General features: G+C 69.9%; 18 protein-coding genes. 14 read left to right on the forward strand and 4 right to left on the reverse strand.

Translation table 11 applies throughout. The features are described 5' to 3' along the window. Positions 1 to 77: 77 nt before the first annotated feature. Entirely contained in the window at positions 78 to 1085 is a 1008-nt protein-coding gene (locus ACTWQN_RS04645; protein ID WP_443202070.1) for a chymotrypsin family serine protease, read from the forward strand. An 18-nt stretch (positions 1086 to 1103) separates the two neighbouring features. Here ACTWQN_RS04645 and ACTWQN_RS04650 read toward each other — a convergent pair whose 3' ends face one another. Beyond that, positions 1104 to 1850 (reverse strand): SDR family NAD(P)-dependent oxidoreductase, encoded by a 747-nt coding sequence (locus ACTWQN_RS04650; RefSeq protein WP_443202071.1) that lies wholly within the window; start codon positions 1848 to 1850, stop codon positions 1104 to 1106. Positions 1851 to 2095: 245 nt separating this feature from the next. On the opposite strand from ACTWQN_RS04650, the gene ACTWQN_RS04655 reads away from it, so the two are divergent. Then, a complete protein-coding gene (locus ACTWQN_RS04655) occupies positions 2096 to 3250 on the forward strand; it encodes a L,D-transpeptidase (RefSeq protein WP_443202072.1) in 1155 nt (384 codons plus the stop codon). Between the two features lie 52 nt (positions 3251 to 3302). On the opposite strand, the gene ACTWQN_RS04660 is transcribed toward ACTWQN_RS04655, so the two are convergent. Then, complete coding sequence (locus tag ACTWQN_RS04660; RefSeq protein WP_443202073.1) at positions 3303 to 4514, reverse strand: GDSL-type esterase/lipase family protein; 1212 nt, start codon at positions 4512 to 4514, stop codon at positions 3303 to 3305. Positions 4515 to 4801: 287 nt separating this feature from the next. Between ACTWQN_RS04660 and mshA the strand changes: the two genes are divergently transcribed. Together mshA and ACTWQN_RS04670 are read left to right on the forward strand one after the other, a co-directional pair. Beyond that, entirely contained in the window at positions 4802 to 6097 is a 1296-nt protein-coding gene (gene mshA, locus ACTWQN_RS04665) for a D-inositol-3-phosphate glycosyltransferase (protein ID WP_443202074.1), read from the forward strand. Further along, entirely contained in the window at positions 6094 to 6600 is a 507-nt protein-coding gene (locus ACTWQN_RS04670) for a type III secretion system chaperone family protein (RefSeq protein WP_443202075.1), read from the forward strand. The genes mshA and ACTWQN_RS04670 overlap by 4 nt, the downstream gene beginning before the upstream one ends. 125 nt (positions 6601 to 6725) lie before the next feature. Here the strand turns inward: ACTWQN_RS04670 and ACTWQN_RS04675 are convergent, their stop codons facing one another. Continuing rightward, positions 6726 to 7559, reverse strand: a complete 834-nt coding sequence (locus tag ACTWQN_RS04675; protein WP_443202076.1) for a DUF4349 domain-containing protein — start codon at positions 7557 to 7559, stop codon at positions 6726 to 6728. Positions 7560 to 8298: 739 nt separating this feature from the next. On the opposite strand from ACTWQN_RS04675, the gene ACTWQN_RS04680 reads away from it, so the two are divergent. The 7 genes from ACTWQN_RS04680 (at position 8299) to ACTWQN_RS04710 (ending at position 15410) form a co-directional block, all read left to right on the forward strand. Then, the gene (locus ACTWQN_RS04680; RefSeq protein WP_443202077.1) at positions 8299 to 9042 is read left to right on the forward strand and encodes a phosphoglyceromutase; all 744 of its coding nucleotides are present in this window, start codon (positions 8299 to 8301) and stop codon (positions 9040 to 9042) included. 275 nt (positions 9043 to 9317) lie between these two features. Beyond that, positions 9318 to 10541 carry a sensor histidine kinase gene (locus ACTWQN_RS04685; protein ID WP_443202078.1) on the forward strand — a complete coding sequence of 408 codons (1224 nt, stop codon included), beginning with the start codon at positions 9318 to 9320 and terminating at the stop codon, positions 10539 to 10541. Beyond that, on the forward strand, positions 10538 to 11218 hold the full coding sequence (locus ACTWQN_RS04690) for a response regulator (RefSeq protein ID WP_443202079.1): 681 nt from the start codon (positions 10538 to 10540) through the stop codon (positions 11216 to 11218). Before ACTWQN_RS04685 ends, ACTWQN_RS04690 begins: the two co-directional genes overlap by 4 nt. 127 nt (positions 11219 to 11345) lie before the next feature. After that, positions 11346 to 12380, forward strand: coding sequence for a Ppx/GppA family phosphatase (locus ACTWQN_RS04695; RefSeq protein ID WP_443202080.1), 1035 nt, complete (start codon positions 11346 to 11348; stop codon positions 12378 to 12380). Further along, positions 12377 to 13483, forward strand: coding sequence for an Rv0497 family membrane protein (locus tag ACTWQN_RS04700; RefSeq protein WP_443202081.1), 1107 nt, complete (start codon positions 12377 to 12379; stop codon positions 13481 to 13483). Before ACTWQN_RS04695 ends, ACTWQN_RS04700 begins: the two co-directional genes overlap by 4 nt. A gap of 49 nt (positions 13484 to 13532) precedes the next feature. After that, positions 13533 to 14390 carry a sugar phosphate isomerase/epimerase family protein gene (locus tag ACTWQN_RS04705; protein WP_443202082.1) on the forward strand — a complete coding sequence of 286 codons (858 nt, stop codon included), beginning with the start codon at positions 13533 to 13535 and terminating at the stop codon, positions 14388 to 14390. 231 nt (positions 14391 to 14621) lie between these two features. Continuing rightward, positions 14622 to 15410, forward strand: a complete 789-nt coding sequence (locus tag ACTWQN_RS04710) for a thioesterase family protein (RefSeq protein WP_443202083.1) — start codon at positions 14622 to 14624, stop codon at positions 15408 to 15410. 142 nt (positions 15411 to 15552) lie between these two features. Here the strand turns inward: ACTWQN_RS04710 and ACTWQN_RS04715 are convergent, their stop codons facing one another. Beyond that, positions 15553 to 17181 carry a long-chain fatty acid--CoA ligase gene (locus ACTWQN_RS04715; RefSeq protein ID WP_443202084.1) on the reverse strand — a complete coding sequence of 543 codons (1629 nt, stop codon included), beginning with the start codon at positions 17179 to 17181 and terminating at the stop codon, positions 15553 to 15555. A gap of 154 nt (positions 17182 to 17335) precedes the next feature. On the opposite strand from ACTWQN_RS04715, the gene proC reads away from it, so the two are divergent. The 3 genes from proC to ACTWQN_RS04730 all read left to right on the forward strand — a co-directional run bounded on the left by proC (position 17336) and on the right by ACTWQN_RS04730 (position 19169). Continuing rightward, complete coding sequence (gene proC / locus ACTWQN_RS04720) at positions 17336 to 18157, forward strand: pyrroline-5-carboxylate reductase (RefSeq protein ID WP_443202085.1); 822 nt, start codon at positions 17336 to 17338, stop codon at positions 18155 to 18157. A gap of 306 nt (positions 18158 to 18463) precedes the next feature. Then, positions 18464 to 18688 (forward strand): helix-turn-helix domain-containing protein, encoded by a 225-nt coding sequence (locus ACTWQN_RS04725; RefSeq protein ID WP_242181092.1) that lies wholly within the window; start codon positions 18464 to 18466, stop codon positions 18686 to 18688. Between the two features lie 379 nt (positions 18689 to 19067). Further along, positions 19068 to 19169 (forward strand): 30S ribosomal protein bS22, encoded by a 102-nt coding sequence (locus ACTWQN_RS04730; RefSeq protein WP_010241351.1) that lies wholly within the window; start codon positions 19068 to 19070, stop codon positions 19167 to 19169. Positions 19170 to 19331: the final 162 nt, after the last annotated feature.

A 19331-nucleotide genomic window follows, 5' to 3' on the forward strand; every position in this document is an offset into this window, starting at 1 on the left:
CGAACGGCCGTAAGAGTGACTCTTCGTGACTGATGCGTAACCCTGAGTGTTAAATGGGGTAGGTGGAGGGGGCCACCATGCTGAGCATCAGGGAGCTAAGGGACCGGGCGGTGATACGCCCGATCAAGCGGGCAGTGGAGGACCAGCTACTGGATCTGCCCGGCGTGACCGGTGTGGACATCGGTGCGAAACACCGTGCCGGGCAGAGCACCGGCCAGCAAGTCATCGTCGTTTCGGTAGTCCGGAAGAAGCCGCGCGAGCAGCTGGTGCCGGGCACCTGCATCCCCGGTGATGTGTTCGGCATCCCGACCGACGTCATCGAGGAGCAGCCGGTGCTGCAGCACATCCACTGCGCCCGGGACGAACCGATGACGCCCAGGCAACGGCGCGGCGAGCGCACCGGTGTGGTGCGCGGCGGCAGCGGGATCGCGCCCTGCCGGGCCGTCTTCCTGGCACCGCCCACCGTGGCCGAGGCGGGCGAATACCGCCGGATCGGCACGCTCGGGGCAGTCGTCACCGGCACCGCGCCGACGGTGGTCCCGATGGGCCTGACCACCTTCGACGTGGGCTGCCTGGACGACGCGTGGGCGGTCGGTGATCGGATGCTCGATCCGGAGGGCGGCCGGGTGCACGCCGAGTTGGTGCGGGCGGCGCTGTCCGGGCGGGTCGACGCGGCCGCGGTCACGATCGCGCCGGGGTTGGAGACCTCGTGCACGGTCGACGGCATCGGGCCGGTCACCGGGCACGCCACGGCCTATCCGGGTGAGTTGGTCCGCAAGAACGGCTTCGGAACCGGGCTGACCCCCGGCGTCGTCGTCTCGGTCGACGCCACCGTGCGGATCGACCACGGCGAAGCCCTCGGCGTCCGGGTGCTGCGGGAGCAGATCCGCGTCGCCGCTGCGGAACTGCGGTTCTGCGGGCCGGGGGACGCCGGGGCTGCCGTGCTCGATCCGGGTGGCCGGATCATCGGCCTGCACGTCGCGGGCAGTCGAGGCGGTGCGGTCGGCTTCGCCAGCCCGATCGCCGACGTGCTGGCCGAACTCGACGTGGAACTGTGCACCGAGTCCCAGCGGATCGGGGTATGACCGGCCGACCGCCCGGGATCACTGCGTCCGGTGCATCCGGCCGGCGGAGTGCTGGTCGCGGGGCTTGACGACGACGTAGTCCACGTTGACGTGAGCCGGGCGGGTCACCACGAAGGTGATGATGTCCGCAACGTCGTCGCCGGTCAGCGGCGTGATGCCGTGGTACACCGCCGCCGCTCGGTCCTTGTCGCCGCCGAAGCGCACCTCGGAGAACTCGGTCTCCACCGCACCCGGCGCGATCTCGGTGAACCGCACCGGCTCGCCCAGGTGCTCGCCGCGCAGCGTGCGGTGCAACGCGCCCTGCGCGTGCTTGGCCGAGGTGTAGCCAGCGCCGTTGTCGTAGACCTCGGAGGCGGCCACCGAGGTCACCGTCACCACGTGCCCGTCGCCGGAGGCGATCAGCTTGGGCAGCAGCGCCTTGGTGACCCGCATCGTGCCGAGCACGTTGGTCTCCCACATCCAGCGCCAGTCGTCCTCCACGGCATCGGCGACCTTGGCCAGCCCCTTCGCGCCACCGGCGTTGTTGATCAGCACGTGGCATTGCGGCACCTGCGCGGCGAACGCCGCGACCGAATCCGGGTCGGTGATGTCCAACTGCAGCGCGGTGCCGCCGATCTCCTCGGCGAGTTCGGTCAGCCGGTCGAGCCGCCGGGCACCCAGCACCACGTGGAAACCCGCGGCGGCGAGTTGGCGCGCGGTGGCCGCGCCGATGCCGGAACTCGCCCCGGTGACCACGGCCCAGCGGCCTGCGGAACTTGTGCTCACGTCCTTTTCCTCCCGGAAGATGGTCAGTTGCACCGATGCCCATCCGACCACGTCCAACGAGTGGGACCTCCCCGCCGCCCGATCGATGTGACAGGACACACTAGGGCTACAAGACATCTTTTCCGGCCCCCGCACGTCTTAAACATGGGTCGCATTTCGGCGGACGTCCGGCCATTTTCCGGCGAAAAGGCCAGGCAAAAGGGATTGTTCCGCCGTAAGTTCTCAGAAGGGATCGAGGTCAGAAAGTGAGCGGTTCGAAGCTTCGGCTGCTGTGGGCTGCGCTGGCGGGAACGTTGGCGGCCGTGCTGCTGATTTCGGGCTGCGGCTCGCCCGCACCCGAAGCGCAGAAACCCGTCGCCCCGGTCGCCAAGGTGACCTTCGAACCCGGAGCCGGTGCGGGTGATGTCAATCCCGCCGCCCCGATCAAAGCCGATGTGGATCACGGCAAGTTCGACACGATCGCGTTGACCAACAGCGACGGCAAGCAGGTCGCCGGGGAGCTGTCACCGGACGGCAAGAGCTGGCACACCACCGCGGCGCTGGGCTACGGCAAGAGCTACACGTGGTCCGGTCAGGTCACCGGCGAGGACGGCAAGCAGGTGCCGGTCCAGGGGCAGTTCACCACGCTGAAGCCGCAGCGCACGATCCGCGCCACGATCAACCCGACCGACGACGCCGAGGTCGGCATCGCGATGCCGATCAGCGTGAAGTTCGACAAGCCCGTCAAGGACAAGGCGGCCATCCAGCGGGCGCTGAACGTGCAGACCTCGGTTCCGGTCGAGGGCGCCTGGGCTTGGCTGTCGGACCAGCAGGTCGACTGGCGGCCGAAGGAGTACTGGCCGGCGCGCACCCACGTCAGCGTCAACGCGACGCTCTACGGCGTGTCCTACGGCGACGGCTCCTACGGGTTGGCCGACCTGAGCACCGAGTTCGACATCGGCCGGTCGCAGATCGTGAAGGGCGCGGTGGGGACCCACCGGATGGTCGTGATCCGCGACGGCGTGCAGGTGGCCAGCTACGCGGCGAGCTACGGCGAGGAGTACGACCCCGGCCGCAACACCCCCAACGGCACCTACATCGTCATGGAGAAGAACCCGGTCGAGATCATGGACAACCCCAGGTACGGCTACCACGACGTGCGCAAGACCTGGGCGGCCCGGTTCTCCAACCACGGCGAGTTCATCCACGAGAACCAGGAGAACGTCGCGGCCCTCGGCAAGGTCAACAACTCGCACGGCTGCATCAACCTCAGCGCGGCGGACGCGAAGGCGTACTACGACAGCGCGCTGATCGGCGACCCGGTCGAGGTGACCGGTTCGGCCAGCAGCATGCCGCCGCAGTACGACGTCTACGACTGGCTGCTCAGCTGGGACCAGTGGGCCCAGAAGTCCGCGGTCTGATCACCTGTCCGGCTGCCCGGTTCGAAACCGGGCAGCCGAGCGGATGGGGGTCTCAGGCGCCCTCGGCGGCGAACGGGCCACCGGGCCCGAAGGCCAGGGCGGCGAAGCGTTCGCCGATGCGGCGGTGCGTGGCGGCGTCCGGGTGGAGCTGGTCGGGTAGCGGCAGTTCGGCGAAGTCCGCTTCGCCGTAGAGGTCGCGGCCGTCGAGGTAGTGCAGGTTCGGGTCGTCGACCGCTCGCTGCTTCACGATGCGGGCGAGCTCGTCCCGGATGACGCCCAGCGTCAGCTTCCCGGCGGCGCGCTCGGCGGGGTCGCCGGTAGCCCGGAACCGCACCTTCCCGGCTCGAAGAGCGCTGAGGTCAAAAGCACCGGGGCCCGGGGTGTCCTCGTGGATGGGGCAATGGATGGGTGCGACGACCAGCAGCGGGATCGTGGGGTGCCCCTCGCGGATCGTGTCGAGGAAGCCGTGCACCGCCGGGGTGAAGGCGCGCAGCCGCATCAGATCGGCGTTGACCAGGTTGATACCGATCTTGATGCTGATCAGGTCTGCGGGAGTGTCGCGCACGACGCGGGCGGTGAACGGATCGAGCAGGGCACTGCCGCTCAGCCCGAGGTTGATCAGCTCCGCCCCACCTCGGGCGGCGGCCAGTGCGGGCCAAGTGGTGGTCGGAGTCTCGGCGTTGGAGCCATGGCTGATCGAACTGCCGTGGTGCAGCCACACCTTTCGGTGCCCAGCCGGTACGGGCTCGACGAGGGCGTCGGTGCGCAGGGCGACCAGCTGGGTGATCTCGTTGTGCGGCAACCAGATCTCGACGTCCTTGACGCTGTCGGGCAGGTCGGCGAAGCGGACGGTGCCGACCGGGCCGGGCCGGGTCTCGGCGGAGCCGGTGGTCATGTCCACGGTCCGGACGTTTCCGCCGGGCACGCTCGCATGGTCCGCCAGGCGGCCGTCGACGAGCAGGTCGTACACGCCGTCCGGACGGGGCGGGGCGCCCTGGTAGGTCACCTTGGTGGGCAGTGCGTCCAGCTCGATGGCGGTGGCCCGGGTGCGCAAGACCAGCCGCACGCCCGACGGCTGGGCCTCCGCCATGGCCAACTGCCCGTCGGCGCACTGCGCGCGGGCCCACGCGGGCAGCCGGTGCGGCAGCACCCCGCGCTCGGTGTGCTCCAGGTCGAGCGCACCGCGCAGGAGGTCCGCGGTGATGGGCGTGCTGATCCAGTTCGCCGCCGGGCTGCCGGGGACGTCGTCGAGCCGGTCGTTCATGGTTGCATCCTGCCGGTCGGATGCCCGGTACACCCGTGATTTTTCGGCCCACGCCCCCGGCTCGTGGCCGACGACGACCGCAGGTTCTGGCTGGTCCGTTCGAGGTGTGAGTAGGGCCACCTGGCGCGGCCGGATCGGGCGGCTGCGCAGCACCGGGGCGGTAGCGTCGAGGGTTGGTCCCGACAGCAGTGTTAAGGAAGTGCGGCGGGAATGTTTCCGCCCCGCTGGATGTCGGGATTGACGTGCGTCCGAAAACCTCGGGCCGACCGGCTTGCGATGGGCAGCAGATGACCTCCAGAACGTTACGCATGCGGCCGCGCCGCGCCGCCGTCTTCTCGTTGCACACCTCACCGTTGGAACAGCCCGGCACCGGCGACGCCGGGGGCATGAACGTCTACATCGCGCAGACCGCCAAGCGGCTCGCCGAGTACGGCACCGAGGTCGAGATCTTCACCAGGGCCACCTCCTCGGACATCCCGCCGATCGCCGAGCTCGCCCCAGGAGTCCTGGTCCGGAACGTGGTCGCCGGACCCTTCGAAGGGCTCGACAAGAACGACCTGCCCTCGCAGCTGTGCGCCTTCGCCGCCGGAGCCCTGCGGGTCGAAGCCCGCCACGAGCCCGGCTACTACGACATCGTGCATTCGCACTACTGGTTGTCCGGGCAGGTCGGCTGGCTCGCGCGGGAACGCTGGGGCGTCCCGCTGGTGCACACCGCCCACACCCTCGCCAAGGTCAAGAACGCCAACCTCGCCGCAGGTGACTCCCCCGAGCCGCGGGTGCGGGTGCTCGGCGAGGAGCAGGTGGTCGCCGAGGCCGACATGCTGGTGGCCAACACCGAGTTCGAGGCCGCCGACCTGATCAACCGCTACGACGCCGATCCGGCGGCGGTCGCGACGATCCCGCCCGGTGTTGATCTCGACTGCTTCACCCCCGGCGAGCGCGCCGCCGCCCGCGCCGCGCTCGATCTGCCCTCCGACGCTCTCGTGCTCGCCTTCGTCGGTCGGATCCAGCCGCTGAAGGCCCCGGACGTGCTGCTGCGGGCGACCGCGGAGCTGCTCGCGCGGCGCCCGGAGATCCGCGACCGGTTGGTGGTGCTGGTGGTCGGCGGGCCTTCCGGCAGCGGACTGGAACGTCCCCAGGCGCTGCAAGAGCTCGCCGTGCGACTGGGCATCACCGATGTGGTGCGGTTCCTCCCGCCGCGCAGCGGTGCCTCGCTGGCCAGCGTCTATCGCGCCGCGGACGTCGTGGCGGTACCGAGCTACAACGAGTCCTTCGGGCTGGTCGCGCTCGAAGCCCAGGCCTGCGGCACGCCGGTGGTGGCCGCCGCGGTCGGCGGCCTGCCGGTCGCGGTCCGCGACGGGGTGTCCGGGCTGCTGGTGGACGGCCACGGCACCGAGCAGTGGGCGCAGGCGCTGGGATCGGTCGTGCTGGACCGGGCGTTGCGGGCTCGGCTGGCCTCGGGAACCACCACGCACGCCGCGCGCTTTTCTTGGGAACGCACCACCGGGGCACTGCTGGACGCCTATGCGCAGGCGAAGATGGCCTTCCACGCGCAACTGCGCATCCAGGAGGTAACCGCGTGAGCCTCGACGAGGTCATCAGGTCCGCACTGGACGCAGCCGGGCTGGCGCACGTCGACGAGGGCGAGGGGCGGTTCTTCGTCACACTGCCCGGAAGCAAGAAGCTGCAGACCAACTGCTGGCTCATCGTCGCCGAACACGCCCTGGTCGTCGAGGCCTTCGTGTGTCGGCAGCCGGACGAGGCGCACGAGCAGGTGTACCGGTTCCTGCTGCGCCGCAACGCCCGGCTCTACGGCGTGCACTACACGATCGATCGCAACGGCGACATCTACCTGGTCGGCCGGATCGGCCTGCACGCGGTGACCGCCGATGAGCTCGACCGGGTGCTCGGCCAAGTGCTGGAAGCCGCCGACGGCGACTTCAACACGCTGCTGGAGCTGGGGTTCGCCACCGCCATCCGGCGCGAGTGGGGCTGGCGCGAGTCGCGCGGCGAACCGCTGACCAACCTCCAGCCCTTCCAGCAACTCGTGCAGCGGGACGGCCCACTCCGACCGCTGAGCGACTGAGCACGCCTCGCCGCCATGGCGGTTTTCGGGCCGCGCGAGGACTCGGGCGCGGTGGGCGATTTCGCGCGAAATCGCCCAGCTCTGCCCGCATCGGTGCGTGGACACCCTGCGGAAAGGCACTCGTGCTACAGGCTGCTGCGCAATGCACGTCGGCGGCGCAGCAGCAGCCGGATCGCCGTGCCCGGCACGGCCAGCACCACGGCGAACGGGAGGACGGCCCCGAAGGCCGTCAGCAGGAAGGCGCCGACCGTGGAAAGCGCCCGCCAGCCGCCGAAGAGCCCGGCCAAGAAGCCGGTGTCGTCGTCGGCGACCGCGCCCGGGCGGTCCAGGCGGACCGTGACGGTGGCCAGCTCGACCTGACCGGTCAGCGCGGCGGCCCGCCGCTGCAGCGCCTCCAGTTCGGTTTCGCGCGACGTCAACTCGCTTTCGATCGACACGATCTCCTCGACGGTCGCGGCGCGTTCCATCAGCGTCCGCAACCGCTGCACGCTGGCGCGCTGGGAGTCGATCCGGCTCCGGGTGTCGACGAGCTGGTCGGTGACGTCCTGGGTCTGCTGGCTGCGCGAGGTGACCCGCCCCAGACCGGACAGCTCGCCCAGCACCTGGTCCAGCTTGGCGGCCGGGACCCGCACCGTCATCGTGGTGCCCGCGCTGCGGGCGTTCTCCTGTTCGAGGTATCCGCCGACGGCCTCGCTGCGCCGCCGCACCTCGGCACCGGCCTGCTCGACCTCGTTGACCTCGATTTCCAGCTCGGCCGTGCGGATCACCTCGCGCGGGCCGACCGTCGGGCTCGAAGTCGTGCCGGTCGTGGAGCTGTTGCGCTCCTGCGGCGCCATCGGCGTCGCGGCGTGCGAGTCGCCGATCGAGATCGCTGCCTTTTCGGCTCCCGAGGAACAGCCCCCGATCAGACCGATCGCGACCACCGCCGCGATCGGCCAACGTAATCGCCCCTTGCCCATGCCGTTCTCCTCTGCTGCGTCTTCGCGAACACGGCGAAGACGGAGGCCGACGATCTTCCGGTTGCACCGGGATCATGGTTGGAGTGGGACGACGAGGAGAGACCGCGCGGGGCGGCTTGGGAGAGAGGGGGAGTCACGAGCTCAAGCCGCCCCGCGTGGGGGTCCCGCCTGACGGGCCGGTGGGCGGGGGGCACCCTGGGCCCGGCGGGGCGCGGCCAGATGGGGGATCCGAACCGCGCTCGTGCTCTCCCGAGATCGGGGAGTGCGTGGGAGCCGATCAAGGAGAGCGTTGTCAACTTCGCAGAGTCCTGCAGCTGCCACAAGCCCGCCACATTACTCCATTAGTGTGATGTTTGGCGAGGAAAGTAACGCATTGGAATCAAACTGTCTTCGTTTCATCAACGGAAGTGATCATCACCACTTTCGTGTCACGGCATCGCGATGATCACATAACTGTCGGGTGACGCCGACAACCAAATCCGCGGGTCACTGCGCACGACGTGAAGGCGCATTCGGCCCGGGCGAACGCCTTTCCGATGCCCTCTCCGCAATGCGGAACTCCGCTTTCCGGTGGCGCTTTTCCGATGTGCGGTTCCGCCCAAATCGCGGGCGTTATGTCTGTTTTCGAATAGCCGGGTTTAGCAGCACCGACACCTCGTTGCGCGAGTGGTGGGGCGGAATAGCGGTCCCGGGGGCCTGCCGGGCGAGGAAACGCGGACGGCTCTATAGCCTGGGCTTTATGACTGCGACCCTGGTGCTGCTGCGGCACGGTGAGAGCACGTGGAACGCCGAGAACCTGTTCACCGGATGGGTGGACGTACCGCTGTCGGACAAGGGCGAGGTCGAGGCGAAGCGCGGCGGTGAACTGCTGCGCGAGTCCGGGATGCTGCCGGACGTGCTGCACACCTCGCTGCTGCGGCGAGCGATCGCCACCGCGAACATCGCCCTCGACGTCGCGGACCGGCACTGGATCCCGGTCCGGCGCGACTGGCGGCTCAACGAGCGCCACTACGGCGCGCTGCAGGGCAAGAACAAGAAGCAGACCCTCGAAGCCTACGGCGAGGAGCAGTTCATGCTCTGGCGCCGCTCGTACGACACCCCGCCACCGGAGATCGAGCTCGGCAGCGAGTTCAGCCAGGACGCCGACCCGCGCTACGCCGACCTCGGCGGCGAGATCCCGCGCACCGAGTGCCTGAAGGACGTGGTGGCCCGGCTGCTGCCGTACTGGGAGTCCGCGATCGTGCCGGACCTGCGGGCCGGTCGCACGGTGCTGGTCGCCGCGCACGGCAACTCGCTGCGCGCGCTGGTCAAGCACCTGGACGGGATCTCCGACAGCGACATCGCGGGCCTGAACATCCCCACCGGGATCCCGCTGTGCTACGACCTCGACGACGACCTCAAGCCCACCAACCCCGGCGGCACCTACCTCGACCCCGAGGCCGCCGCCACCGCCGCCGCAGCGGTCGCCAACCAAGGTCGCTGACACCCGATCGTTTCGAGGTGAAGGTCGGGGTGAGGGGCACCCGTGACCCAGTTACTTGGTCACGGGTGCCCCTCACCTGTCACTCAGGTGGGTTACGGGTGCCGGGGAGTCGCCCAGGTGGCGAACGGAGTGCGACGGCCGACCGGGCGGTACGTGAACTGGGTCCCAGCGCTGGGTGAAGCCAAGGTGAAGAAGCCCCCTTTTCGTGTCACGGGTATCACGGAACGCCCTCGTAGACTGGCCTTTCCCCACCCCGGCTTGCTTACGATGCAGATGTGACCGCATTGGGCTACACCGCCCTGATCATCGCCGCGCTTCTGGTAGGCGCGGTCGGCGGCTTCGTCATCGCCCGGGCATCCCGCAACGGCGCCAGGCCCCAAGGTCCCACCGTCGCCGAACTGCTCCAGCGGCTGGTGCACACCAGCTACAACGGCGTGGTGGTGCTCAACAAGTTCGGCGATGTGGTGCTGCACAACCCACGGGCCGACGAACTCGGCCTCATCCGCGACCACCAGGCCGACGCGCGCGCCCGCAAAGCCGCGGAGCAGGCGCTGGTCACCGGCGAACCGGTGCCCGTGGACCTCACCCCGCTCAACCGCGTCGCACCCCTGCGCGGCCGCGGCCCGGCCGCGGTGCTCGGCGAGGTCCGCCCGCTCGGCGACGGCTTCGCGGTCGTCGATGCCGCGGACGAGTCCGACTCGGTCCGGCTGGAAGCCACCCGCCGCGACTTCGTCGCCAACGTCAGCCACGAGCTCAAGACCCCGGTCGGGGCGCTCGCACTGCTCGCCGAAGCCGTGCTGGACGCCGCCGACGACGCCGAAGAGGTCCGGCGGTTCTCCACCAAGATCCTGCACGAGTCGACCCGGCTGGGGACGCTGGTCTCCGAGTTGATCGCGTTGTCCCGCTTGCAGGGCGCCGAGCGGCTGCCCGAGCTGACCACGGTCGACGTCGACGCGGTCGTGGAGGAGGCGCTCGGCCGGTGTCGGCTGGCCGCCGAGTCGGCCGGGATCGAGATCGCCGTCGACGAGCCCACCGGCTTCTTGCTGAACGGCGACCGAACCCTCCTGGTCACCGCGCTGACCAACCTGATCGACAACGCGGTGTCCTACTCGCCGCTGGGCAGCCCGGTGTCGATAAGCCGTCGGCTCTCCGGAGACTTCGTGGAGATCGCGGTCACCGACCGAGGCATCGGAATCGAGTCCCAATACCACGAACGGGTGTTCGAACGATTCTTCCGGGTGGATCCGGCGAGATCGCGGGCCACCGGTGGTACGGGGCTGGGGCTGGCCATCGTCAAACACGTCGCCGCCAACCACGGTGGCGAGGTCAAGTTGTGGAGCCGCACCGGGACCGGCTCCACCTTCACGCTTCGAGTCCCCAGGCACGGTACGACCGACGGCCAACCGGCCGCAGAGCCGGACCGGGCGGCTAAGCCCGCGCGGTCCATTACCGAGAGTGCGGACGGGGTCACAACCGTCGAAACGGGAGGAGTCCGGTGACCAGGGTGCTGATCGTGGAGGACGAGGAGTCCTTCGCCGACCCGCTTGCCTTCCTGCTGCGCAAGGAGGGCTTCACGGCGGCAGTCGCCGCCAACGGTCCGGAGGCGTTGGACGAGTTCGACCGAAACGGCGCGGACATCGTGCTGCTCGACCTGATGCTGCCGGGCATGAGCGGCACCGATGTGTGCAAGCAGCTGCGCCAACGCTCCTCGGTCCCGGTGATCATGGTGACCGCCCGGGACAGCGAGATCGACAAGGTGGTGGGCCTGGAGCTCGGCGCGGACGACTACGTCACCAAGCCGTACTCGGCGCGGGAGCTGATCGCGCGGGTGCGCGCGGTGCTGCGCCGCCGCGGCGAGGCCGAGGAACTGCAACCGCAGGTGCTGGCCGCCGGTCCGGTGCGGATGGACGTCGAGCGGCACGTGGTGACCGTTGACGGCGCGGACGTCAACCTGCCGCTGAAGGAGTTCGACCTGCTGGAGTACCTGCTGCGCAACGTCGGCCGGGTGCTCACCCGCGGTCAGCTCATCGACCGGGTGTGGGGCGCGGACTACGTCGGCGACACCAAGACGCTGGACGTGCACGTCAAGCGGCTGCGTTCGAAGGTCGAGCCCAACCCGGCGGATCCGCGCTACCTCATCACGGTCCGTGGCCTCGGGTACAAGTTCGAAGCATGATCCGAACGTGACGTGCAGCACTGCTGCGGCAGTGGGCCTGGTCTGCGGCATGCGCGGGGCGGTCGGGTAGCCCGTTTGCTGCCCCACCTCGCCCCCGATGACATGCGCAGCCGGTAATTTGTCGAACATGCGCCTAGGGGTGCTCGACGTCGGATCCAACACGGTCCACCTGCTGCTGGTGGACGCACATCGTGGTGCCCATCCGACCCCGATGACATCGGAGAAGACCGTGCTGCGGCTGGCCGAGCGGATCGGCGCGCACGGTGGCCGACTCGCCGAGGAGGACGCCGCGGAGCTGATCCGCACCGTCGCCGACGCGCAGGAATCGGCCGTCGCGGCTGGTTGCGAGGAGCTGATGGCCTTCGCCACGTCGGCGATCCGCGACGCGGACAACGCCGCCGAGGTGTTGGACCGGGTGCTCGCCGAGACCGGCATCGAACTGGAGGTGTTGCCCGGCGCGGACGAGGCCCGGTTCACCTTCCTCGCGGCCCGCCGCTGGTACGGCTGGTCGGCGGGCAACCTGCTGATGCTCGACATCGGCGGCGGTTCGCTGGAGCTCGCGGTGGGCATCGACGAGCAGCCCGACCTGGCGGTGTCGCTGCCGCTGGGCGCGGGGCGACTGGCCCGCACGATGCTGCACGACCCGCCGCGCCAGGACGAGGTGAAGAAGCTGCGCGAATGGCTGCAGGGTCAGCTGGCGCCCACCGCCAAGCGCTTCCGCAAGATGTCCAGGCCCGACCGGGCGGTGGCCAGCTCGAAGACGTTCCGGTCGCTGGCCCGGCTGACCGGCGCGGCACCGTCGTCGGCGGGACCGCGGGTGGCGCGCACCCTCACCGAGACCGGTCTGCGGCAGTTGCTGGCGTTCATCACCCGGATGTCGTCCGCCGACCTGGCCACCCTCGACGGGGTGAGCAGCGCCCGAGCGCACCAGCTGGTGGGCGGGGCGCTGGTGGCCGAGGCGACCATGCACGCGCTGGAACTGGAGGAGCTCGACATCTGCCCGTGGGCGCTGCGTGAAGGTGTCATCCTACGGCGGCTGGACCACACGAATGGAGACAGTCACACTGCCATTCAGGCTCGGGCCACGCTGGACCGCGCGGAGACGGGGCCCGCAGAAGGAACTGGACGGCAGACCCAGCACGGGGCACGGTGGGAGCGATGAGTCGGGAAAGCGGGGCCGATCAGCCCACCCAGCGCACCGTGGCGGAGTTGCTCGCCGAATACGGTGGCGGCAACACCCAGAAGGGTTCCCGGCGACGGCGCAGACGAGCCGAGGATCCCACCGAGACCGCACCGCAGGCGATCATCGACCGGGTGCTGTCGGACAGCGGTCAGATGCGCGCCGTGCAGCCCGACACCGAGCCACCGCAGCGCCGCAGCCACCGCCCGGCTCCGCAGCCCCCAACGCCGCAGCCCCCAGCGCCGCAGGCCCCGGTTGCTCCCCAACCGCCAGCCGCGCCGCCGCCTGCGCCGCAGGCCGCGATGGCACCGGCGCCGCCCGCGCCGGAACCAGCGGCGCCGGAACCACCCGCCGAGTCCGCCGCGCCAGCGGTCGGTAGCGCGAGCTACTGGGCGCAGCGTTTCTCCAGCGCGGGGCAGGACAAGCCGGTGGGCCCACCGGCCGGACCGCAAGGCGATGTCGAGGCGACGATCCAGCAGCCCGCGCTGCGCCGCCCGGCGCCGCAGCAGGACCTGCCGCCAGCACCGCCGCTCCCACCAGCCCCACCAGCCCCACCGAAGCGCACCCCGCCGGAGGGGGTCACCGAGCAGCTGCCGCGCGTGCCAGCCTCGTCGGAGCCCGGCCCGGCAGGCACCGCGATGCTGGCGTACCCGTCAGCGCTGGAGGCCGATGACGAGGTCGAACCCGACGACCCGTACGACTTCGAGTCCTTCGACGAGCCCGAGGTGGAGTACGCCGAGGACGACTACGACCCCGAGCTGCCCGCCGGGTTGGACGCCGAGGACTACCAACCCGAGGAGGACGAGGAGGACGAGCCCGCCTCCACCGGCAAGGAGTGGGGCAGGCTCGTGGTGCAGGGCGTCGTCGGCCTGGTCGGCGGTGGTGCGCTCTGGATCGGGTTCCAGTGGTTGTGGATCAACTACGCGGTGGCCGCCCTCGTCGCCGCGCTGGTGATCACCGGTTGTCTGGTGCTCATCGCGTGGAAGTTCTTGCGCACCAACGATCTGCAGACGATCCTGCTTTCGGTGTTGGTCGGCTTGTTCTGCACGGTGTCCCCAGCGGCGCTGGTGTTGATCAACCACTAGTTGGACTCCGCAACAACACCCACCGATCGTCGGTCATGCTTGGCAGGACATGACAGTGCAACCGCCACCGCGCGAGGACCCCACCGGACGTGTCCCGGTCGGGCTGTCCACCGCATCGGTGTGGCCGCAACCGGCGCCGACGGCCTTCGAGATGGCCGCCGACCTCGGCTTCGACGGCGTCGAGGTGATGGTCTGGGCGGACGCGGTCAGCCAGGACGTCGGCGCGCTGCACCGGCTGTCCGAGCAGCACAGCGTGCCGATCCTGGCGGTCCACGCGCCCTGCCTGCTGATCACGCAGCGGGTGTGGTCGCCGGAACCGGAGGAGCGGTTGCGGCGCGCCGTGGTGGTCGCCAGCGAGTTGGGCGCGTCGACCGTGGTGGTGCATCCGCCGTTTCGCTGGCAGCGCCGCTACGCCGAGCGGTTCGGCGAGCTGGTGGCGGAGCTGGAGGAGACCAGCGGGATCGCGGTCGCGGTGGAGAACATGTTCCCGCTGCGCCCGCCGAGCACGCTGAACCGGTTGCGCGGCGGCAAGACCAGCGGGCTGTCGGCGTTCAAACCGTCGCCGGATCCGACCGAGGTCGGCTTCCGCAACTACACCCTCGACCTGTCGCACGCCGCAGCCGCGCACATGGACGCCATCGAGCTGCTGAAGCGGATGAAGGACGGCCTGGCCCACGTGCACCTGGCGGACGGGACAGGAGCGCCGCGGGACGAGCACCTGGTGCCGGGGCAGGGCACCCAGCCCTGCGCGGAGGTGTGCGAGGCGCTGGCCGCCGACGGGTACCAGGGCGCGGTCGTGCTGGAGGTCAACACCCGCAAGGCGCGCGGCCCCCAGCAGCGCGCGGGTTTGCTGGCCGAAGCCCTGCTGTTCGCCCGGCTGCACCTGGAGCCGCTGCGCGCGACCTGACGCGGCTGGTCCGGCGGAGCTGGCGGGGTCGCCGCCACGGTTGGGCCGGTTCGGCGAACCGCGGGCGCCTGTTGGCTTGTGGCGCTGAGGTTTCCGCGAGGCGATCTTCCCGGGGATCAAGGCGGCAAACCGGTGGCCTAGTGATCAACTTCTCTGAAGGACACTAGAATCAGCGACCATGAACCCGTTGCGCGCATTGGCCGCCGAATGCTTCGGCCCGCTGGACCCCGAGTGACCGAGGTCCTGGATCCCTTCGCGGCGGCCACTACGGTGCGCTCGCTCGGCGACGGCAGCTTCGTCGCCAACCTCCATCCCGAATGGGCCGTCGGTGAACGCCCGCACGGTGGTTACCTGCTGGCGCTGCTGTCCCGGGCCCTCGGCGACGTCACCGGGCTCGCGCCGCTGTCGGTCAGCGCGCAGTTCCTCCGCCCGCCGCGGGTCGGACCGGTGCTGATCCGGACCGAACTGCTCAAGGCGGGCAAGACGGTGACGGCGGCCCGCGCGGTGTTGGAGCAGAGCGGGCAGACCTGCGTGGATGCCACGATCACGCTCGGCAAGGTGCCCGGGGCGGAACCCGAGTGGTCGGATCTGCCTGACATGCCGGTGAATCCGCCGTCGAACGCGATCGACCTCGCCGCCACCGAGGCCCGGAAGTACTTCGGGCTCTCGCGGGTCTGCGACATGCGGCTGGACGCCAACACCTCGGAGTTCCTCACCGGCGGTGTCGGCGAACCGCGGCTGCGGTTGTGGGTCAAGCCCAGGGAAGCCCAGCCGGACCTGCTGTTCGCGCTGGTCGCCGGGGATCTGACGCTGCCGGTGACGCTCAACCTCGGCCGGTTCGGCTGGGTGCCGACGGTGCAGCTCACCGCGCTGGTGCGGGCGCATCCGGCGAACGGCTGGCTGCGCTTGGTGGTGAACTGCCGCGCGCTGCACGGGCAGTGGTTCGACGAGGACGTCTTGGTGATCGACTCGGTCGGCCGCCTGGTCTGCCAAGCCCGCCAACTGGCCATCGCCCCCTGACACCGCACCTGCCCCGCTCCGGCGGTTCCAGCGAAGCGGTCACGGCTCGGGTGGTGTCCGTGGCTCGTGAGTGGTTGTTCCGGTACGAACCGGGATTCCCACTCACGAGCACGTACTGCCGAGCTCCGATCCGCGCGCCTTGTTATCGGAGGTGGGTGATGTTGAGGCCGCCTTCGGCGTGTTGTTGGCGCAGGCGCTTCTTGTCGAACTTGCCGACGCTGGTCTTGGGTGCTTCGGGGATGAACGCCCAGTACTCGGGCAGCTGCCACTTCGCGACGTCGCCCGCGATGAATTCGCGCAGCTCGGCCGCCTCCACCTGCTGGCCGTCGCGGAGCACCACGGCCACCAGCGGCCGCTCCGACCACTTCTCGTCCGGCACTCCGATGACCATCGCCTCGGCCACCGCCGGGTGACCCATCACCTTGTTCTCCAAGTCCACCGACGAGATCCACTCGCCGCCGGACTTGATCACGTCCTTGGCCCGGTCGGTCAGCTGCACGAAGCCGTCCGGCGTGATGTACCCGACGTCGCCGGTGCGCAGCCAGCCGTCGCGGAACTTCTCCGGATCGTCGTCGCCGTAGTACGCACCGGCGACCCACGGCCCGCGAACCTCCAGCTCACCGACGCTCGCGCCGTCCCACGGCAGCACCACGCCACCCTCGCCGACCAACCGGCCCTGCACCCCGGCGGGCAGCCTCCCCTGGCTGGCCCGGTAGGTCCAGCGCTGCTCGTCGGTGACGTCAACAGGCGCCCGGGCCACGCTGCCCAGCGGCGAGGTCTCGGTCATGCCCCAGGCGTGCAGCACCGAGATGCCGTGCTGTTCCTCGAAGGCCTTCATCAGCGATGGCGGACACGCCGCTCCACCGACCACGACCTCCCGCAGCGACGACACATCGCCGGAGTCGCCGTCCAGCTGCTGGAGCACGCCCTGCCAGATCGTCGGCACCGCCGCGGCCATCGTCGCGCGCTCCGCGCCGATCATCCGCACCAGCGGCTCCGGCTGCAGGAACCGGTCCGGCATGATCAGCGACGCGCCGACCACGAGCGCCGCGTACGGCAGGCCCCACGACATCGCGTGGAACATCGGCACCACGACCAGCGAACGATCCGACTGCGACAGGGCCATCCCGTCGGTCATGCACACCTGCATCGAGTGCAGGTAGACCGAGCGGTGCGAGTAGACGACGCCCTTCGGGTTGGCGGTGGTGCCGGAGGTGTAGCACATGGCCGCGGCCGAACGTTCGTCGATTTCGGGCCAGTCGAACTCTTCCGGCTGCCCGGCCAGCAGCTCCTCGTACCCGTGCACCTCGACCCCGGCGGGTGCTTCCAGCGCGCTCTTGTCGGCGCCCACCACGATCACGTGCCGCACCGTCGACAGCTCCGGCAGCAGCTTCTGGAACAGCGGCAGCAGCGTCGAGTCGACCAGCACCACCTGGTCCTCGGCGTGGTTGGCGACGTAGACGAGCTGGTCGGGGAACAGCCGGATGTTCAGGGTGTGCAGCACGGCGCCCATCGACGGCACCGCGAAGTAGGCCTCTAGGTGCTCGGCGTTGTTCCACATGAAGGTGCCGACCCGCTGGTCGCCGGTGATGCCCAGGCCGCGCAGCGCGTGCGCCAGCTGAGCGGTTCGGCGGCCGACCGCCGCGTAGCTGCGGCGCCGCGCCCCCTCACCGGTCCAGGTCACGACCTCCGCGGAGGCGCCGTGCGGACCGCTGCCCTGCTGGAGGATCCGCGCGATGGAGAGGGGGCCGTCCTGCATGGTGCTGAACATGATCAGAGCTCCTTTGGTCTGGTCAAAGATCGCTCGGCCGTGGCGGATGCTGTGATGGCAGCCACAGTAGCGGCTGAGATCAACCTCGTGGAGATCTCGCCGCGCACTTGACGCTCGCACCGAGTGCGCGGCGTGGTCTGGCACCCTGAGCGATATGACGACGATCGCCGTACTCGGAGCTGGAAAGATCGGAGAAGCCCTGCTGTCGGGGCTGCTGAAGGCAGGACGTGCCCCGGCGGATCTGCTGTTCACCGAGCGGTTTGCGACGCGTGCCGCCGAGCTGACCAAGACCTACGGCATCACCCACGTCGGCGTCGGCGACGCGGTGCGGCGCGCGGACGTCATCGTCGTCGCCGTCAAGCCCCAGGACATCGATCCGCTGCTGACCGAGATGGCGTCCGACCTGCCGACCGGCAAGCTCGTGGTGTCGCTGTGCGCGGGCCTGCCGACGAAGCTGTTCGAGCGCCGCCTGCCCGCGGGCACCGCGGTGGTCCGGGTCATGCCGAACACCCCGATGCTGGTCGGCGAGGCGATGAGCGCGGTCTCCGGTGGTGCGCACGCCGCGGACGCGCACCTGGAGCTCGTGGAAGAGCTGCTGGGCAGCGTCGGCAAGGTGGTGCGGGTTCCGGAGAGCCAGCAGGACGCGGTCACCGCGCTGTCCGGTTCCGGCCCGGCGTACTTCTTCTACCTGGTCGAAGCCATGATCGACGCGGGCATCCTGCTGGGCATCCCGCGTGCCACCGCCGCCGACCTGATCGTGCAGTCCGCGGTCGGCGCGGCGGCCATGCTCCGCGAGGGCGGCGGTCACCCGGTGATGCTGCGCGAGGCGGTCACCTCCCCGGCGGGCACCACCATCGCCGGTATCCGCGAGCTGGAGAAGCACGGCGTGCGAGCGGCGCTCATCGACGCGATCGAAGCGGCCCGCGACCGGTCGGTGGAGCTGGGCCAAGCCCACGAGAACGAAGAGCCCGAATAAGCAGCCCGCTGTCAACCCCAAGTCCTCCCCAACCGCCCCTCATGGCCGTGCAGTCCCTATCAGTCCCAAGTCCTCCGCAACCACACCTCAGGGGACCGTGACGCAAGCCAGCCACCAGAAACCCCGAAACGCGAGATTCGTGCCAGACGTCACCACCACTGAGAATCGCGGAGAGGCGGAACAGCCGGGCCGTTCGGCCATCGCAGGTATCCCAGCTGTCCCGCTACTCTCGATAGAGCACGTGCGTGAGGTTTCCGTCGGAGGGGAAGCCGACGGCGCGACACGTGCCGAAGGGCACGGTGAAGCATGTCTGCGAACTCCGAACCCAGCCAACAGGCACCGCCGACAATGGGCCAGGTGCGGTTTCTCACCGTCGCCGAGGTCGCCAAGCTGATGCGGGTGTCGAAGATGACGGTCTACCGGCTCGTCCACGCTGGTGAGCTCCCTGCGGCACGCGTGGGGCGATCGTTTCGAGTGGCGGAGAAGGACGTCCACGCATACCTGGAGAGCGCCTACTACAACGCGGGCTGACCCGCTCGCGGGCCGGTCGTCGCACTCGCCCGCGCGCGCCAGTGGCGCAACCTCGGACGCCGTCTCGGTCCGGGATCCCGGCTGGGGTCCCGCCCCCCGAGACGGCGCCTGAGAACCCGCGGGCGCAGCGGCTGGTGCCGCCGCCGAAGACGGGCGCCAGAACCAGCTGGCTGGGCACCTCGACCGGGTCGCGGCGCGGTGCGCCGCGGGCTGCTCGGAGGTGCCTGGTCGCGGCGAACCGGCGTTTCGAGGACCACGGCGAAAGGCCCCGACACCTGGGCAGGTAAAGTTTTGGGTCGGTCGTGCCAGGTGCGCGCGCACAAGCGGCTGCACCGGCACGGAAGACGTTCGAACCGCCGTCCAGAGTGAAGGAGTCCGCATGGGCTCGGTCATCAAGAAGCGCCGCAAGCGCATGTCCAAGAAGAAGCACCGCAAGTTGCTCCGCAAGACCCGCGTTCAGCGTCGCAAGTTGGGCAAGTGACCCACCGCCGCCGCCGACCGAGTTGGGTCGGCGGCGGTTGTTTTTGGCGGGCGGTGCGGACTCGTACCGCGCCGCCGCGCGCATCGAGCCTCGGACATCCAACCGACCCGGTCCGGTAACCCCGTCGTACGCCGGTGATCGGGCCATTCGGCGGTAGCATTT

The sequence above is a fragment of the Saccharopolyspora antiqui genome (genome assembly GCF_052246905.1).
In the GTDB taxonomy this organism is placed as follows: domain Bacteria; phylum Actinomycetota; class Actinomycetes; order Mycobacteriales; family Pseudonocardiaceae; genus Saccharopolyspora.